Source organism: Aliirhizobium sp. YIM B11859 (assembly GCF_057163345.1).
This window is the reverse complement of the sequence record NZ_JBXHAY010000003.1, coordinates 347,153-362,288: the sequence shown is the minus strand read 5'-3', so window position 1 is coordinate 362,288 and position 15,136 is coordinate 347,153. Positions and strand designations below refer to the sequence as shown.

The window sequence follows — 15,136 nt, the reverse complement described above, 5'->3', positions numbered from 1 at the left end:
TCCAGAGCCATTGATCAAGACGTCGTAGATGCCCGAGCATGACGGCACATCGCAGTTTATGATTCGTCCTTCAGCGTTTCCTTCTGGGTGATCAGCCGGGCGCTGTGCTGGCCGGACAAAAAGATCCACAGCCAGCTCCAGGCGACGGCAAAACGCGAGCGGGTGCCGATCAGGAAGTAGATATGGGCAAGGCCCCAGATCCACCAGGCAAGCCCGCCCTTCAGCTTGAACCTGCCGAAATCGATGACCGCCGCGCTCTTGCCGATCGTCGCCAGGCTTCCCTGGTGAAGATAGCGGAATGACACCGGTGCCGGCCGGCCCTGCAGCCGCGCCTTGATGACTTTTGCGACATAGGTGCCCTGCTGCTTGGCGGCGGGAGCGATACCGGGTACCGGTTTGCCATCCCGCTGAGTGACCGCGGCAGTATCACCGACGACGAAAATCTCGGGGTGACTTTCGACCGAAAGATCCGGCCCGACAATCGCCCGCCCTGCCCGGTCGGCTGCCGCACCGACCCAGCGGGCGGCCGGTGATGCCTGCACGCCGGCTGCCCAGACAACCGTCCTGCAGGGAATGAAGGTCTCGCCGACCGTGACGCCATCCTGGGTGATCGCCGTGACCGGCTGGCCGGTGCGCACCTCGACACCGAGCTTTTCCAGCGCCTGTTTCGCATAGGAGGAGAGATCGTCGGTGAAGGCCGGCAGAACTCTCGGGCCGGCCTCAATCAGCAGCACCCTAGTGCGGGTGGTATTGATTCGGCGAAATTCCTTCGGCAGGACCTTGTGTGCAAGTTCGGCAATCATGCCGGCCATTTCGACGCCCGTCGGGCCGGCACCGATGATGGCGAACGTGAGCTGCGCATCCAGATTGGCGGTATCGCCGGCAATCTCGGCCATTTCGGCATGTTCGAAGGCCAGAAGGATACGCCGGCGCAGGGTTGTCGCGTCCTCCAGCGTCTTCAGTCCGGGGGCCACGCTTTCCCATTCGTCGCGCCCGAAATAGGCATGCCGCGCACCGGTGGCAAGAATCAGCGTGTCGTAGGGCACGGTGTGACCCGAGCTGAGCCTGACGATCCGGGTCTCGGTATCGACGTCCAGCACCTCGTCGAGCAGGGTGGTGACATCCTCCCGATCACGATAGAGCCGGCGGATCGGCCAGGCAATTTCCGATGTGGCAAGGACTGTGGTTGCGACCTGATAAAGGAGCGGCTGGAAAAGATGATGATTGCGCCGGTCGATCAGCGTTATGTCCGCTCCCGCACCCTTCAGTCCGTGAACGGCCTGAATGCCTCCAAAACCTCCCCCGACGACGACGATCCTGTGCTTGGTCACTTAGGCGCCCTTTCTGCTGGCAGCTGACAAAACCATCCTGAAAGACGGGATGGTCCGGCGCGGCCCTCAGATAGCGGGCCGGCGTCGACAGTGACATAAGTTGATAATCGTCAAGAACAAATGCGCCGCGCGCATAGGAGTGCTCCAATTACCGGGACGTTTCGTCGCAAGCATCAGCAGGCTTCACACGGGCTGGCCGCAGGCGCGACGAAAACGGCGCACGGTTTCGGCCATGCCGAATTCCAGGGCATCGGCCGTCAACCCATGGCCGATCGAGACTTCGGCCAGCCGCGGAATGCGCTTCACCAGAGCCGGCAGATTGGCGACCGTCAGGTCGTGACCGGCATTGACGCCGAGACCCGCGGCCAAAGCCGCATCGGCGGTCTTGCCGAGGTTTTCGAGGATCTCAGCCCCTTTGACCGTATCGTCGAAGCAACCGCCATAGGGACCCGTATAAAGTTCGATACGGTCGGCGCCTGTCGCCCCTGCAAGCGCCACCGCCTCGGCATCACCGTCGCCATCGGCAAACAGCGACACCCGCATGCCGGCCTTCTTGAGGCGTGCGACGACGGGTTTCAGCATGTCGCCATCACGGCGGAAATCAAAGCCATGATCGGAGGTCGCCTGGGAGGGATCGTCCGGCACCAGCGTGACCTGTTCCGGCTCGATCCGCTCGCAAAGCTTAAGAAAGTCCTCGCTCGGATAACCTTCGATGTTGAATTCCGCTTGCGGAAACTCGTCGTCGATCAAAGCACGGATCACCGGCAGGTCGGCAAAGCGGATATGTCGCTGGTCGGGCCGTGGATGCACGGTCAGGCCCGAGGCGCCGGCGGCAAGCGCTATGCGCCCGAGCGCCTCGAGATTAGGCCAAGGCAGGTCACGGCGATTGCGCAGCATCGCGACGGCATTGATATTGACGGAAAGCAAGGTGGGCATGACGGGCATCCGCTGATGTAAGGACGTGTCCTTCTTAGATTATGCGGCAAGCGAAGGCCACCAATCGCAAGATATGACTGCCATCAAGATTTTTCATCTGACGGCCTCTCTGCGCATCCCCGCGTCAGGCCCGTCCGATTTTCAAGTCCGATCTGTCAGCCAAATCTCATAGACGAGATTTTTGCCAGGGACCGGCTTGGATTTGGTCGCATTTTATATTAGCTTTATCTAACAGAATTCGCTTCACCACCCACCGGACCGAGGCGGCGGACCGGGACTGGCGAGGCGAATTCTGTCACTTCCTTCAAATCCTGCGTTTCCCCGACCAGATCGCGACTGGACGTTAAATCCACCGTAACGGCGCCGTCACCACGCAGCAGACACGTGCCACATCATCAATGGCGCAAATCACGGCAAAGTCGGGCTTATCCCCATCCTGAATGAACAGTCTTGCCGATTGTCGATTTTTGCTGTTGCGGCACAGACGGGAACCGTGTATCTCGCCTTCACCTTGGCACGGAGTGTAGCGCAGTCTGGTAGCGCATCTGGTTTGGGACCAGAGGGTCGGGAGTTCGAATCTCTCCACTCCGACCATTGTTTTCCCTGAAAATGTGAGTTTGACACGCGGCATGCAGAGCATCCGCGGGTGTTGGCCTATCAGCCGCCGTTGTGGATGGGCTTGCCGATCACCTTGTCGCCGACTTTGATGCCAAGCGCCTTGGTGCGGCCGGCGTTCAGCTCCAGCACATAATTCACCGCGCCGTGCGAATCGATGATGTCGCGGGAAAAGGGAACGGCGTTCTCCTTGATATGCGAAATCGTGCCATCGGCCTGGATGAAGACCATGTCGAGTGCCAGGACGGTATTTTCCATCCACATCGAGACACGTCGCGCAACGCCGAAATCAAACAGCATGCCGTGATCCGGATCCATCTGCTTGCGGAACATCAAGCCGTATTCGCGCTGGGGATCGTCGAGCGCGAGTTCGATGGTGAAGGGATAATCCTTGCCGGCAGCGGTTCGGATGGTCAGTTCCGATTTCGGAAAGACGATGTTGTCCGAAGGCTGTTGTGCCGGTGCGGCGGCGGCGGTGAACAAAACAAAAAGCGCCATGACGGCGCCTCTCATACTCATCCTGACCATTGACGACACCATGCCGGACATCAGTGCGACCGGCTTGCCGGAGCGACGTTGTCGGGGTGAATCTCGGCTGCCATCAAGCCCTTCTCGCCGGGTCCGAAGCGAACCAGAACGACCTGGCCCGGACGAAGCTCGGTCAGACCGAAACGGCGCAGCGTTTCCATATGGACAAAGATGTCTTCGGTTCCCTCACCGCGGGTCAGGAAGCCGAAGCCCTTGGTGCGGTTGAACCATTTGACCAGCGCCCGTTCCAGCCCGCTCGTTGCGGTGACCTGCACATGGGTGCGGATCGGCGGCAGCTGCGAGGGATGGACCGCCGTCGACTGGTCCATCGAGAGGATTCGGAAAGCCTGATATCCGCGGTCGCGCCGCTGTATCATCGCAACGATGCGGGTGCCTTCGAGGATGGTCTGGTATCCATCGCGGCGCAGGCAGGTGACATGCAAAAGCACGTCCTGCATGCCATTATCCGGCACGATGAAGCCAAAGCCCTTGGCGACGTCGAACCACTTGACCACGCCCGTGATCTCGATCAGGTCGACCGGTTCGCCCACCAGCTCTTCGAAACTGGCAATGTCCTTCGATGACATTCTGTCTGCCATATCAACCGGCCCCTCGGTTACGCGTCGCACATGACGGTTAACTGATTCTTAGAAGATAGATTAACATCGCGCCAACCGTCCAGCGCAAGTCTCGTGTTCATCTTCTTATTCACGGCCTTTTTCTATTCGTGCAGGCTTGCTCCAAGCTGGCGCCTGTCCCATATCGACGGTGGAAAAACCGGTTAGATCAGAGGCTTCATATGCGTTACCTCCATACCATGGTCCGGGTGAAAGACCTGGATGCATCGCTGCATTTCTACACAACACTGTTGGGCCTCAAGGAGATCCGCCGGATCGACAACGAAAAGGGCCGATTCACTCTCGTCTTCCTCGCGGCCGGCGAGGATAGCGATCAGGCCGAGAGAACCCAGGCTCCCTGCCTCGAACTAACCTATAACTGGGATACCGAAGACTATACCGGCGGGCGCAATTTCGGCCACCTCGCCTATGAAGTCGACAATATCTACGACTATTGCGAACACCTGCAGAAGAACGGCGTGACCATCAACCGGCCGCCGCGCGAAGGGCGCATGGCCTTTGTCCGCTCGCCCGACGGTATCTCGTTCGAAATACTGCAGAAGGGCGACAATCTTCCGATCGCCGAGCCCTGGGCATCAATGCCGAATATCGGCAGCTGGTAATTTCTTCTCAAGGCGGCGCCTCGCGCGCCGCCTTGCGCCTTCCGGCGACCTGTCCCGCTCCGCGCAAGCTTTCGGGACGATGCTGAGGCCCACGCGAATCGCGGCTTCAATCTGCAGCATCAGCCGGAAAGGCCAGAGCGTTGACGACCATTTCCCTTCATCTTTCCCGTCCTCAATCCGTGATGATTGCCAGACAGATTGCCATCGGCTGCATGTGCATGGCGCTGCTTGGTGGCTGCGCGACCTTCAAGAAGGTCGCGTCAGTGGACAAGGCGGGCGAGGCAGAGACTGCCGAGGATGCGACGAGCCTGCTCGCCGGCTTCCCCGCTGTCCCGACGACCGGTGCCGCAACAGGTTATGTCGACCCGACAGTGACGACAGCCCATGGCCGCAAACTCGCACAGAACGGCATGCCCGCCAAAACGATGGCCGGCGGGAAACTGGCGCAGAATGCGCTGACCCAGACATATTCCCCCACGGCCGCCTCCATGGCAGGCGTCGTGACCGAACCGACGGGGGTTCGCGCGGGCAACACGAGCATCTTTTCTTCGAACACCGGTCCCGCGCCGGCGCTTCCGCCAATGCCGGCCGGAAGCGGGTCGACCACGGCACTCGATTCGCCTTATCCGGTCGCACCCGCAGCGCCTGCGGCAACGGTTTCCGCTCCCGGCGTCAACGCCATGGCGCGCAGCGTCTTCAGCACCGGGACCCCGGTTGCCTGCGGAAACGACGCCAACGGCAATATGATAAGCTGCTGATTACGATCGTATTTTGCGAGATTTCCACAGGTGTCGCGGGTCTGTCATCTTTTTGCAAGAAAAGTGGTTTTGCAGCTTGCGGGAAATAAATCCCGTCTCTATAAGGGCGCCACGAAGCGTATGCGCCCTTCGTCTATCGGTTAGGACACCAGATTTTCATTCTGGTAAGAGGGGTTCGACTCCCCTAGGGCGTACCACTTCTCTCTCCCCACAAGTCTCTGTTTTCATTTCCGTATTCGGGTTTCTGCCAGAGCAGGTCCGCGGCTGATTCCTGCAATAAAAATGACAGAAAAATTGCATTTTGCGCTTGCGGGTCGGAATGGCCCTGACTATAAGGGCGCCACGAAGCGTATGCGCCCTTCGTCTATCGGTTAGGACACCAGATTTTCATTCTGGTAAGAGGGGTTCGACTCCCCTAGGGCGTACNCATAGGATTTTTTCGACCGTTTTTTGCGCGGAAAACGGCAGGAAAAATTGCATTTTGCGCTTGCGGGTCGGGATACCCCTGACTATAAGGGCGCCACGAAGCGTATGCGCCCTTCGTCTATCGGTTAGGACACCAGATTTTCATTCTGGTAAGAGGGGTTCGACTCCCCTAGGGCGTACCACTTCTCTCTCCTCACCAACGAGCGATCAAGACGCCTTTACGGCATCGAGCAGCCTTATCTGCATGCGCCGGTTTCCCTGCCAGTAATCGGCGCTGAGCGTGCCTGCCGCGTGGATCTGTGTGCCGCGGGAATTCATGAGCAGGTTTCCAAGAGGCGTGTCGGCGGCGCGGAAGGCGATGCCATCCAGGCGCGAGCCATCGACCGCTTCCAGCGTGATCTTGATATGGGCGGTACCAACCGGCCTGACATCCTTCAAACGATGAGCGGGGATGGCAAAGACCGGCTGCGGATGGCCCGAGCCATAGGGGCCGGCCTTTTCCAGTTGATCGAACAGGTCGAGCGTTGCGCCGGAAGCCGAAAGCGCACCGTCGATCTTGAGGGCGTGATTCGACACGAGCTGCGGCACACGCGCCGATGCGCTTTCCTCAAAGAAGGTTCTCAGCGCCCCGAGCCTGGCGCGTTCGACGGTAAGGCCGGCCGCCATGGCATGGCCGCCGCCCTTGACGAGCAGGCCTGTCTCCACAGCGGCACGCACCATGTGGCCCATGTCGAAACCGTTGATCGAACGACCCGAGCCGGTTCCCTTGCCGGACGAATCGAAAGCAATGGCGAAGGCTGGGCGCTTGAACTTTTCCTTCAGCCGGGCCGCGATCAGGCCGACAATACCCGGATGCCAGCTTTCGCGGGCGGTGACGATGACACTGGCGCCCTCCCCGTCGCCGTATTCGGCGAGAACCTCGGATTCTGCCTCGGCGAGCATCGCTGCTTCCATCGTCTGCCGATCACGGTTGAGTTCGTCGAGCCTCGCTGCGATCTCCTCGGCCTTGACGTCGTCCTCGAGCGTCAGCAGCCGGCTGCCGAGTGCCGCGTCGCTAATGCGTCCGCCGGCATTGATGCGCGGGCCGATGAGGAAGCCGAAATGATAGGGGGTGACCGGGCCCGAAAGGCCGGCCTTTCTGAACAGCGCCGCAAGGCCGACATTGGTCATGTGGCGGGCCGCAATCAGCCCCTTGACCACATAGGCACGGTTCAACCCCTTGAGCGGCACGACATCACAGACGGTGGCGAGCGCCACGAGATCGATCCAGGAGAGCAGATCCAAATTTGCCGCACGCCGATCTCCCGATTCGCGCAGAACACGCGCCGTGGCGACCAGCACGAGGAAAACCACACCGGCGGCACAGAGATGCCCCTGGCCCGAGAGATCATCCTCGCGGTTGGGATTGACCAGGGCGACCGCCTTCGGCAGTTCCGTTCCGATCTGGTGATGGTCGATGACCACCACGTCGCAACCCCTCGCCGCTGCGGCACTGAGCGATTCGTGGCTGGTGGAGCCGCAGTCGACGGTTACGATCAGGTTGGCGCCGCGCTCGATCAACTGTTCCATGGCCGCGACATTCGGGCCGTAACCTTCGAAAATGCGGTCGGGAATATAGATTTCGGCGTCGATATCGAAATGCTTGAGGAAACGGTAAAGCAGCGCCGAGGAGGATGCTCCGTCGACATCATAGTCACCGAAGATTGCGACGCGCTCGCGCTTGCGAATGGCGCTCATGATGCGCGCTGCCGCCTTGTCGCAATCGGTCAGCGTCAACGGATCGGGCATCAGCGAACGGATGGTCGGATCGAGGAAGGCCGGCGCATCATCCAGCGGCACCCCGCGGCCGGCGAGCACCCGCGCAACGATTTCCGGAATGCCGTGGATCTGCGCCATGGCGAGCGCGCGGTTCTGCGCCGCCTGATCGAGCCGCGAGACCCAGCGCTGTCCTGACGCCGACCGCTCTACGCCCAAAAACGCCCGCTGAACGGGATCTGCGGGTTCCGGAGGGGTCAGGGCGGTAAAGGTCTTGCTTGTCATCGGCTATCCATAACCGACGACAGGCAGAACCGGAAATGCTTTCAAACGGAAGACGATCTATGGACGTTTCAGATCAGCATCCAGATCGCCGCAAACATCGAGACCGATGCGACGGCGAGTATGGCGACGACAAAAGAGCCCGCGCTCTCCGGTTCGCCATCATCGTCAATCAAGTCGTCATTGGCAGAATAGACAAGCTTCAGATAGGGCACACTATGGGACCGGTTATGCCGCCGTTCGGGATCCCGGTAGATTTCATCCGTCAGTTCAATAGACATCACGCAAACGCCTCCTCCTGCGATGGTGACCAACAGGAGGAAGTGTAGGGTGATTTGCCGGCGCCGACCAGTCATCGAATCGTCGCATAACAACTTTTCTGCGCGATTGCTGATATATCGTCGAAAACGTTGCCTCAGAGTGCCTTCGGGCGCTCGATACGGATCACCTGCGGTTCGCCGACAAGATAGGTTTCCTGCTTGATCCCTTCGACCGCCTTGCGAATCGACGCTTCGGTCGTCGCATGGGTGACGAGGATGATCGTCTTGGAACTATCGGTCTGGGCAGGTTTCGGCCGCTGGACGATCGATTCGAGCGAAATGCTGTTTTCGGCCATGCGGGTGGCAACGCTGGCGAATACGCCGGCGCGATCGGCAACCGTCAGGCGGATGAAATAGCCGCCCTCGTGGCTCTTCATGCGGGCACGCTTATAAGGCGCGAGCGCTACAGCTGGCGTTCCGAGTACCGGAACCTGCTGGGCGCCCGGGCGGCTCTTGGCGATATCGGCGATGTCGCCGAGCACGGCAGAGGCCGTCGCATTGCCGCCGGCGCCGGGGCCGACCATCAGCAATTCGCCGAGAATATCGGATTCGATCGCCACCGCATTGGTGACGCCATCGACCTGGGCGATGACGCTGTCATGCGGCACCATGGTCGGGTGAACGCGCTGCTCGATGCCGCTTTCGGTGCGCTGGGCAACGCCCAGGAGCTTGATGCGGTAACCGAGATCAGAGGCGGCGTGGATGTCGTCGATCGATATGTTGGTAATACCTTCGAGATAGATCTCGTCGGCAGCAATCTGGGTGCCGAAGGCAAGCGTCGTCAGGATCGAAAGCTTGTGGGCGGTATCGTTGCCCTCGATGTCGAAGGCCGGGTCGGCCTCGGCATAACCGAGACGCTGGGCTTCCTTGAGGCAGTCTGCGAAGGAAAGGCCTTCCTTCTCCATCTTGGTGAGGATGTAGTTGCAGGTACCGTTCATGATGCCGTAGACGCGCGAGACGGTGTTGCCCGTCAGGCTTTCGCGCAATGCCTTGATGACCGGGATGCCACCGGCAACGGCTGCCTCGAAATTCAGAAGCGCGCCCTTTTCCTCGGCGATCGTCGCCAGTTCGACGCCGGAAGCCGCCAGAAGCGCCTTGTTGGCGGTCACCACATGCAGGCCACGCTTGAGCGCGAGCCTCACCGAATCGGCAGCAGAACCGGTGGCACCGCCCATCAGCTCGACGAAAACGTCGATATCGGCTTCTGCCGCAAGCTTTTCAGGCGTGTCGAACCATGCCATGCCGGCCATGTCGAAACCGCGATCGCGGTTGCGGTCACGAGCGGTGACGGCGGTGATCTCGATCGCCCGGCCGCATGTGACCGCCAGTTCGTTGGCGCGTGCGTGGATGATCTTGACCAGCGAAGCACCCACGGTTCCAAGACCCGCAATGCCGACTTTGAGGGCGTCTGCCATTTCGCATTCCCGATGTTTGAAAGGGCGGCCGCGAACGGGCCGCTTTAAAGGATCTTGACGGTCGAAGCCTGACGTCAGCGGCGCGTGTTCAACGAGATAACGTTGTGCATCGTGTCGTCGGCAGTCGAGAAGAACTTCTTGATGTTGCGGGCCGCCTGGCGGATCCGGTGCTCGTTTTCGACAAGTGCCAGACGCACGTAATCGTCGCCCATCTCGCCAAAGCCGATACCCGGAGCAACCGCGACATCGGCCTTTTCGACCAGCAGCTTGGAAAATTCGAGCGAGCCAAGATGGCGGAACTTTTCCGGGATCTTTGCCCAGGCGAACATGGTGGCAGCCGGTGGCGGCACTTCAAAACCGGCCTTGCCAAATGTGTCGACCATGACATCGCGGCGGCGCTTGTAGACATTGCGGACTTCCGCGATGTCGGAACCGTCGCCGTTCAGCGCGTGGGTCGCGGCGACCTGGATCGGCGTGAAGGCGCCGTAATCGAGATAGGACTTCACCCGCGTCAGGGCCGCGATCAGCCGCTCGTTGCCGACGGCAAAGCCCATGCGCCAGCCGGGCATGGAAAATGTCTTCGACATGGAGGTGAACTCGACGCAAACATCCATCGCGCCCGGCACTTCGAGGACCGACGGCGGCGGGCTGTTGTCGTCGAAATAGATCTCGGAATAGGCCAGATCCGACAGCACGATCAGGTCGTGCTTCTTGGCGAAAGCGATGATGTCCTTGTAGAAATCCAGCGAGGCGACATGCGCCGTCGGATTGGACGGATAGTTGATGATCAGTGCCAGAGGCTTGGGGATCGAATGTTTCACCGCGCGTTCAAGCGGCGGGAAGAAACTTTCGTCCGGTTCCACCGACATGGAGCGGATCACGCCACCTGCCATCAGGAAGCCGAAGGCGTGGATCGGATAGGTCGGGTTCGGGCAGAGGATGACGTCGCCCGGCGCGGTGATCGCCTGCGCCATGTTGGCGAAACCTTCCTTCGATCCGAGCGTCGCAACGACCTGGGTATCGGGATTGAGCTTCACGCCGAAACGACGGGCGTAATATCCGGCCTGGGCGCGGCGAAGACCGGGAATGCCCTTGGACGAGGAATAACGGTGAGTGCGCGGGTCCTGGACCGCTTCGCAGAGCTTGTCGACGATCGACTTCGGCGTCGGAAGATCGGGATTGCCCATGCCGAGATCGATAATGTCCGCACCACCCGCTCGCGCGCTGGCCTTCAAACGGTTGACCTGTTCGAAAACATAGGGCGGCAGTCGGCGGACTTTATGAAACTCTTCCATCTCTCTTCCCATTGGGGCGCTGCGCGGGCGCAGGGGCTCAGGCATCATGACGCAGTTGCGTCACATACATCCGCCTGCTTTGCGACCAAAAAGGACGAAAGGCAAGTGCAAATTCGCCAAGCAGCCGAATGCCCCTCGGGGCCTCGTCAGCCCCTTCAGGGCTGCTTGGTTATGGCGCCCAGAGCATCGTTGCCGTGATCGGCGGCAAGCTTGCGGTATTCGGTGACACGCCTTTGATATTCGGCTTCCGAGATCGAGCCGGACTTGCGGGCGCGGGCAAGCGCGGCCATCCTCGGCTCGGTCTTCTGGTAGTCGGCATCCTCAATCTGTTCGTTGGCGGCAACGAGCGTCCTGTCGAAGGTCGGATAGGTGCCGGTATCCTTCTTGGTGACAGGCCCCGGGGCCGGTGCGGCATTCGCCTGCGCAATCACCGCCGGCGGCGCCGTGTTCGGAATGCCGTCATCGAGCGCGAAGCTCTTGCTGTTGCAGGAGGCAAGCAGCGGCAACAGCGCCAAGACGGAAAAGCATCTGATCCCGTGCCCTACAATCCCCATAAGCCTGCCCCATCTCCATCGATACCATGACCGGACCGATACCCGTCAGCGGATATGCCTGATCCTCGTCGAAGGCGGCCGTCCGCCCTCGCTATGCTTTGCGGCACTTGTATTCGGTTTCGGGCACGATGTACAAACGAAAACAATGGTCATGCACGGGAGGCTGCGATTGGCCCACAAGTCCGACGATCACGGGCCGGCCAGGGAGGAGATACCGGGCTTCGACGCCAGCTTTTTCGAAGCCTATGCGATCAAGGATCCCCAGTCCCTGATGATGAACGCAGCGCGCGCGCTGGAAAATCTCGGCCGCGCGGCGTCCGAGTGGCTTGGTCCACGCGAACGCGGCGAGACTTCGGACGATCTGTTCGCCGGACCGATCGGCGATTTCATCAAGACCATGTCGGCGCTTGCCGAATACTGGATGTCCGACCCGAGCCGATCGCTCGAGGCGCAGACAATGCTGATGTCCACCTATTTCGAGATCTGGATGCGCAGCCTGCAGAAAGCCGGCGCGGATGGTGAGAAAAGCGGGCAAGCCGACATGACGGCCGACAGGGCCGCCAACAAGGACCGGCGTTTTGCCGACGAGGACTGGTTCAAGACCCCGTTCTTCTCGTTCCTGCGGCAGGTCTACCAGGCCAGCGCGTCCTGGGCCGACAGGCTGGTCAGCGAGGCCGAAGACCTCGACGAGATCACCAAATACAAAGCGCGCTTCTATGTCAGGCAGATCATGGCGGCAATTTCGCCAGCAAATTTCGCCGTCACCAATCCGCAAGTCTATCGCGAGACGGTCGAGAGCCATGGCATGAACCTCGTGACCGGCATGCGGATGCTGGCCGAGGACGTGATCGCCGGCGGCGGGCATCTGAGATTGCGGCAGACGGATGCCAGCCAGTTCTCCGTCGGCCGCAATCTGGCGCTGACGCCCGGCAAGGTCGTGGCGCGCAACGAGCTTTGCGAAATCCTTCAATATCAGCCGTCGACCGAGACGGTGCTGAAACGGCCGCTGGTCATCGTGCCCCCGTGGATCAACAAGTTCTACATTCTCGACCTGACGCCGGAAAAAAGCTTCATCAAATGGTGCGTCGATCAGGGTCACACGGTGTTCGTCATCTCCTGGGTCAATCCTGACAGCGCTCAGGCCGGGAAGAACTGGGAAGCCTATATTCGCGAAGGCATCGATTTCGCGCTCGAGACTGCCGAGAAGGCAACCGGCGAAAAAGAGGTCAACGCGATCGGCTATTGCGTCGGCGGCACGCTGCTTGCCGCGGCGATGGCGTGGCATGCCCAGACCGGCGACGAGCGGATTGCATCCGCCACCCTTTTGACCGCGCAGGTCGATTTCGTCGAAGCCGGCGACCTCAAGGTCTTCGTCGACGAGGACCAGCTTGCGGTGATCGAAAAGCAGATGGAGGTCAGCGGTTATCTGGCGGCGTCGCAGATGGCGGCGGCCTTCAACCTGCTGCGCGCGTCGGAGCTGATCTGGCCTTATGTCGTCAACAATTACCTGAGAGGCAAGGAGCCCCTGCCCTTCGACCTTCTCTACTGGAATGCCGATTCGACACGTGTGGCAGCCGCCAACCACGCCTATTACCTGCGCAACTGCTATCTGGACAACGCGCTCAGCGCCGGCCGGATGCAGCTCGACGGCAGGACGATCAGTCTCGGGGACATCACCATTCCGATCTACAATCTCGCAACACGGGAAGACCATATCGCTCCCGCCCCTTCGGTCTATCGGGGAAGTGCCTTCTTTGGCGGGCCGGTGCAATTCGTGCTGTCCGGTTCGGGGCACATCGCCGGGGTGATCAATCCGCCAAGCCGCCGGAAATACCGTTACTGGGCTGGGGGACACAAGGCTGCGACGCTGGACCGTTGGCTGGAAGGGGCCGAAGAGACCGCCGGCTCCTGGTGGCAGAACTGGCAGCAATGGGTGACGGAGAAAGATCCGCAGCTGGTCCCTGCCCGGATGCCCGGCAGCGGAAGTCTGTCACCGCTCGGAGACGCTCCCGGCACCTATGTTCTGGCGCGCGCCTGACGGACTGGCCATGCGTTTCGATCCCCCGCTCATTCCCGCAACTCTGCTGCAGCGCTACAAGCGCTTCCTGTTCGACGCCGTTCTGGAGGATGGCAGGACGATCACCGGCTCCTGCCCCAATACCGGCTCGATGCGCGGGCTGACGACACCGGGATCGCGCATCTGGCTTTCCCAACACGACAGCCCTACCCGCAAATACCGTCATGCCTTCGAGATGATCGAAGCGGAGGGAGAAATGGTCGGCGTCAATACCGGCCTGCCCAACCGGCTGACCGAGGAAGCGATCCGCGCCGGACTATTGCCGAGCCTTTCCGGCTACACGACGATCCTGCGGGAGCAAAAATACGGCCGCAATTCACGGATAGATTTTCTGCTGAAAGGCGACGCTCTGCCCGATGCCTATGTCGAGGTGAAGAACGTCCACTTCAGTCGCAGTTCCGGCCTTGCGGAATTTCCCGACACGGTGACGAAACGCGGCGCCAAACATCTGGAGGAACTCGGCGACATGGCCGAGGCCGGTCACCGGGCAGTGATGCTCTATCTGATCCAGCGGGCGGATTGCGACCGGTTCTCGATCTGCGGCGATCTCGACCCATTCTATGCGATCTCATTTGCCCGTGCGAGACGGCGCGGCGTCGAAGCCTATGCCGTCAGATGCAGGGTTACGAGCGAGGGGATCGAGCCTTCAAGCCTCGTCAATATTGAAAATCTGACGTGAGGAAAGCACCGGCAAACCGCTGTTCGGCATGGACGAAGGCGGGGGCCGTGCATTATGAACGGGGGAGTTGAGAGAGAAATATGATGGTCAATTACATCGAGGCGGTTTCCGCCCCCCCTAAAAACACGGGTGCAATCCGGCTGTATAACACGACCGAGGATTTCGCCGGGATGCGCAAGGCATGCCTTCTGACGGCACGCTGCCTCGACGAACTGGCATCGATCATCAAGCCGGGCGTCACCACCAGCGCGATCGACCGCTTCGTATTCGAATTCGGCATGGATCACGGCGCCCTGCCGGCGACGCTGAACTATCGCGGCTACAAATATTCCGTCTGCACCTCGATCAACCATGTCGTCTGCCACGGCATGCCCGACGACAAGCCGCTGCGTGACGGAGACATCGTCAATATCGACGTGACCTATATCCTTGACGGATGGCACGGCGATTCCAGCCGCATGTATCCCGTCGGCCAGATCAAGCGGGCTGCCGAACGGCTGATGGAAGTGACCTATGAATGCCTGTTGCGGGGTATCGCGGTGGTCAAACCCGGTGTCCGTACAGGTGCCATCGGCGAAGCGATCCAGACCTATGCCGAAGCAGAACGCTGCTCGGTGGTCCGCGACTTCTGCGGCCATGGCGTCGGGCGGCTGTTCCATGATTCGCCCAACATCCTGCATTACGGCCGGGCCGACGAAGGTCCAGAAATGAAGGAAGGGATGATCTTCACCATCGAGCCGATGATCAATCTCGGCAAGCCGCATGTGAAGGTGCTGGCCGACGGCTGGACGGCAGTAACCCGTGACCGCTCGCTTTCGGCACAATACGAACATGCGGTCGGCGTGACCGCCACGGGCTGCGAGGTGTTCACCCTGTCGCCGGGCGGGTTCGACCGTCCGGGCCTGCCGCCGCTCCAGGGCTGATA

Annotated in this window: 14 protein-coding genes and 4 tRNA genes; 9 read left to right on the top strand and 9 right to left on the bottom strand. The window is 60.6% G+C overall.

All coding sequences use genetic code 11. The features are described 5' to 3' along the window. Positions 1 to 56: 56 nt before the first annotated feature. Both AC2GXZ_RS14020 and AC2GXZ_RS14015 read right to left on the bottom strand, forming a co-directional pair. The gene (locus AC2GXZ_RS14020) at positions 57 to 1,331 is read right to left on the bottom strand and encodes an NAD(P)/FAD-dependent oxidoreductase (protein WP_483759774.1); all 1,275 of its coding nucleotides are present in this window, start codon (positions 1,329 to 1,331) and stop codon (positions 57 to 59) included. 183 nt (positions 1,332 to 1,514) lie between these two features. Beyond that, positions 1,515 to 2,267 carry a pyridoxine 5'-phosphate synthase gene (locus AC2GXZ_RS14015; RefSeq protein ID WP_483759773.1) on the bottom strand — a complete coding sequence of 251 codons (753 nt, stop codon included), beginning with the start codon at positions 2,265 to 2,267 and terminating at the stop codon, positions 1,515 to 1,517. A 517-nt stretch (positions 2,268 to 2,784) separates the two neighbouring features. On the opposite strand from AC2GXZ_RS14015, the gene AC2GXZ_RS14010 reads away from it, so the two are divergent. After that, positions 2,785 to 2,861, top strand: a tRNA-Pro gene (locus AC2GXZ_RS14010). A 63-nt stretch (positions 2,862 to 2,924) separates the two neighbouring features. On the opposite strand, the gene AC2GXZ_RS14005 is transcribed toward AC2GXZ_RS14010, so the two are convergent. Beyond that, positions 2,925 to 3,380 carry a DUF192 domain-containing protein gene (locus tag AC2GXZ_RS14005; protein ID WP_483759772.1) on the bottom strand — a complete coding sequence of 152 codons (456 nt, stop codon included), beginning with the start codon at positions 3,378 to 3,380 and terminating at the stop codon, positions 2,925 to 2,927. Between the two features lie 50 nt (positions 3,381 to 3,430). Further along, positions 3,431 to 4,009 (bottom strand): cold-shock protein, encoded by a 579-nt coding sequence (locus tag AC2GXZ_RS14000; protein WP_483759771.1) that lies wholly within the window; start codon positions 4,007 to 4,009, stop codon positions 3,431 to 3,433. Positions 4,010 to 4,209: 200 nt separating this feature from the next. On the opposite strand from AC2GXZ_RS14000, the gene gloA reads away from it, so the two are divergent. The 5 genes from gloA to AC2GXZ_RS13975 all read left to right on the top strand — a co-directional run bounded on the left by gloA (position 4,210) and on the right by AC2GXZ_RS13975 (position 6,016). Then, positions 4,210 to 4,650 carry a lactoylglutathione lyase gene (gene gloA / locus AC2GXZ_RS13995; RefSeq protein ID WP_483759770.1) on the top strand — a complete coding sequence of 147 codons (441 nt, stop codon included), beginning with the start codon at positions 4,210 to 4,212 and terminating at the stop codon, positions 4,648 to 4,650. Between the two features lie 140 nt (positions 4,651 to 4,790). Beyond that, a complete protein-coding gene (locus AC2GXZ_RS13990; protein ID WP_483759769.1) occupies positions 4,791 to 5,408 on the top strand; it encodes a hypothetical protein in 618 nt (205 codons plus the stop codon). 122 nt (positions 5,409 to 5,530) lie between these two features. Continuing rightward, positions 5,531 to 5,605, top strand: a tRNA-Glu gene (locus tag AC2GXZ_RS13985). Positions 5,606 to 5,761: 156 nt separating this feature from the next. Further along, positions 5,762 to 5,833, top strand: a tRNA-Glu gene (locus AC2GXZ_RS13980). Between the two features lie 108 nt (positions 5,834 to 5,941). Next, a tRNA-Glu gene (locus AC2GXZ_RS13975) sits at positions 5,942 to 6,016 on the top strand. A gap of 25 nt (positions 6,017 to 6,041) precedes the next feature. Here the strand turns inward: AC2GXZ_RS13975 and recJ are convergent. From recJ to AC2GXZ_RS13950, 5 genes are all read right to left on the bottom strand, one after another. Beyond that, on the bottom strand, positions 6,042 to 7,874 hold the full coding sequence (gene recJ, locus AC2GXZ_RS13970) for a single-stranded-DNA-specific exonuclease RecJ (RefSeq protein ID WP_483759768.1): 1,833 nt from the start codon (positions 7,872 to 7,874) through the stop codon (positions 6,042 to 6,044). A 68-nt stretch (positions 7,875 to 7,942) separates the two neighbouring features. Further along, a complete protein-coding gene (locus AC2GXZ_RS13965; protein ID WP_483759767.1) occupies positions 7,943 to 8,152 on the bottom strand; it encodes a hypothetical protein in 210 nt (69 codons plus the stop codon). 134 nt (positions 8,153 to 8,286) lie between these two features. After that, positions 8,287 to 9,606 (bottom strand): homoserine dehydrogenase, encoded by a 1,320-nt coding sequence (locus AC2GXZ_RS13960; protein ID WP_483759766.1) that lies wholly within the window; start codon positions 9,604 to 9,606, stop codon positions 8,287 to 8,289. 74 nt (positions 9,607 to 9,680) lie between these two features. Beyond that, positions 9,681 to 10,901 carry an LL-diaminopimelate aminotransferase gene (locus tag AC2GXZ_RS13955; protein ID WP_483759765.1) on the bottom strand — a complete coding sequence of 407 codons (1,221 nt, stop codon included), beginning with the start codon at positions 10,899 to 10,901 and terminating at the stop codon, positions 9,681 to 9,683. A gap of 155 nt (positions 10,902 to 11,056) precedes the next feature. After that, entirely contained in the window at positions 11,057 to 11,416 is a 360-nt protein-coding gene (locus AC2GXZ_RS13950) for a hypothetical protein (RefSeq protein ID WP_483759764.1), read from the bottom strand. A gap of 184 nt (positions 11,417 to 11,600) precedes the next feature. Between AC2GXZ_RS13950 and AC2GXZ_RS13945 the strand changes: the two genes are divergently transcribed. The 3 genes from AC2GXZ_RS13945 to map all read left to right on the top strand — a co-directional run bounded on the left by AC2GXZ_RS13945 (position 11,601) and on the right by map (position 15,134). Then, positions 11,601 to 13,493 carry a PHA/PHB synthase family protein gene (locus tag AC2GXZ_RS13945; protein ID WP_483759763.1) on the top strand — a complete coding sequence of 631 codons (1,893 nt, stop codon included), beginning with the start codon at positions 11,601 to 11,603 and terminating at the stop codon, positions 13,491 to 13,493. A gap of 10 nt (positions 13,494 to 13,503) precedes the next feature. Further along, entirely contained in the window at positions 13,504 to 14,211 is a 708-nt protein-coding gene (sfsA, locus tag AC2GXZ_RS13940) for a DNA/RNA nuclease SfsA (protein ID WP_483759762.1), read from the top strand. An 83-nt stretch (positions 14,212 to 14,294) separates the two neighbouring features. Then, positions 14,295 to 15,134 (top strand): type I methionyl aminopeptidase, encoded by an 840-nt coding sequence (gene map / locus AC2GXZ_RS13935; RefSeq protein WP_483760254.1) that lies wholly within the window; start codon positions 14,295 to 14,297, stop codon positions 15,132 to 15,134. The last annotated feature ends 2 nt before the right edge of the window (positions 15,135 to 15,136 follow it).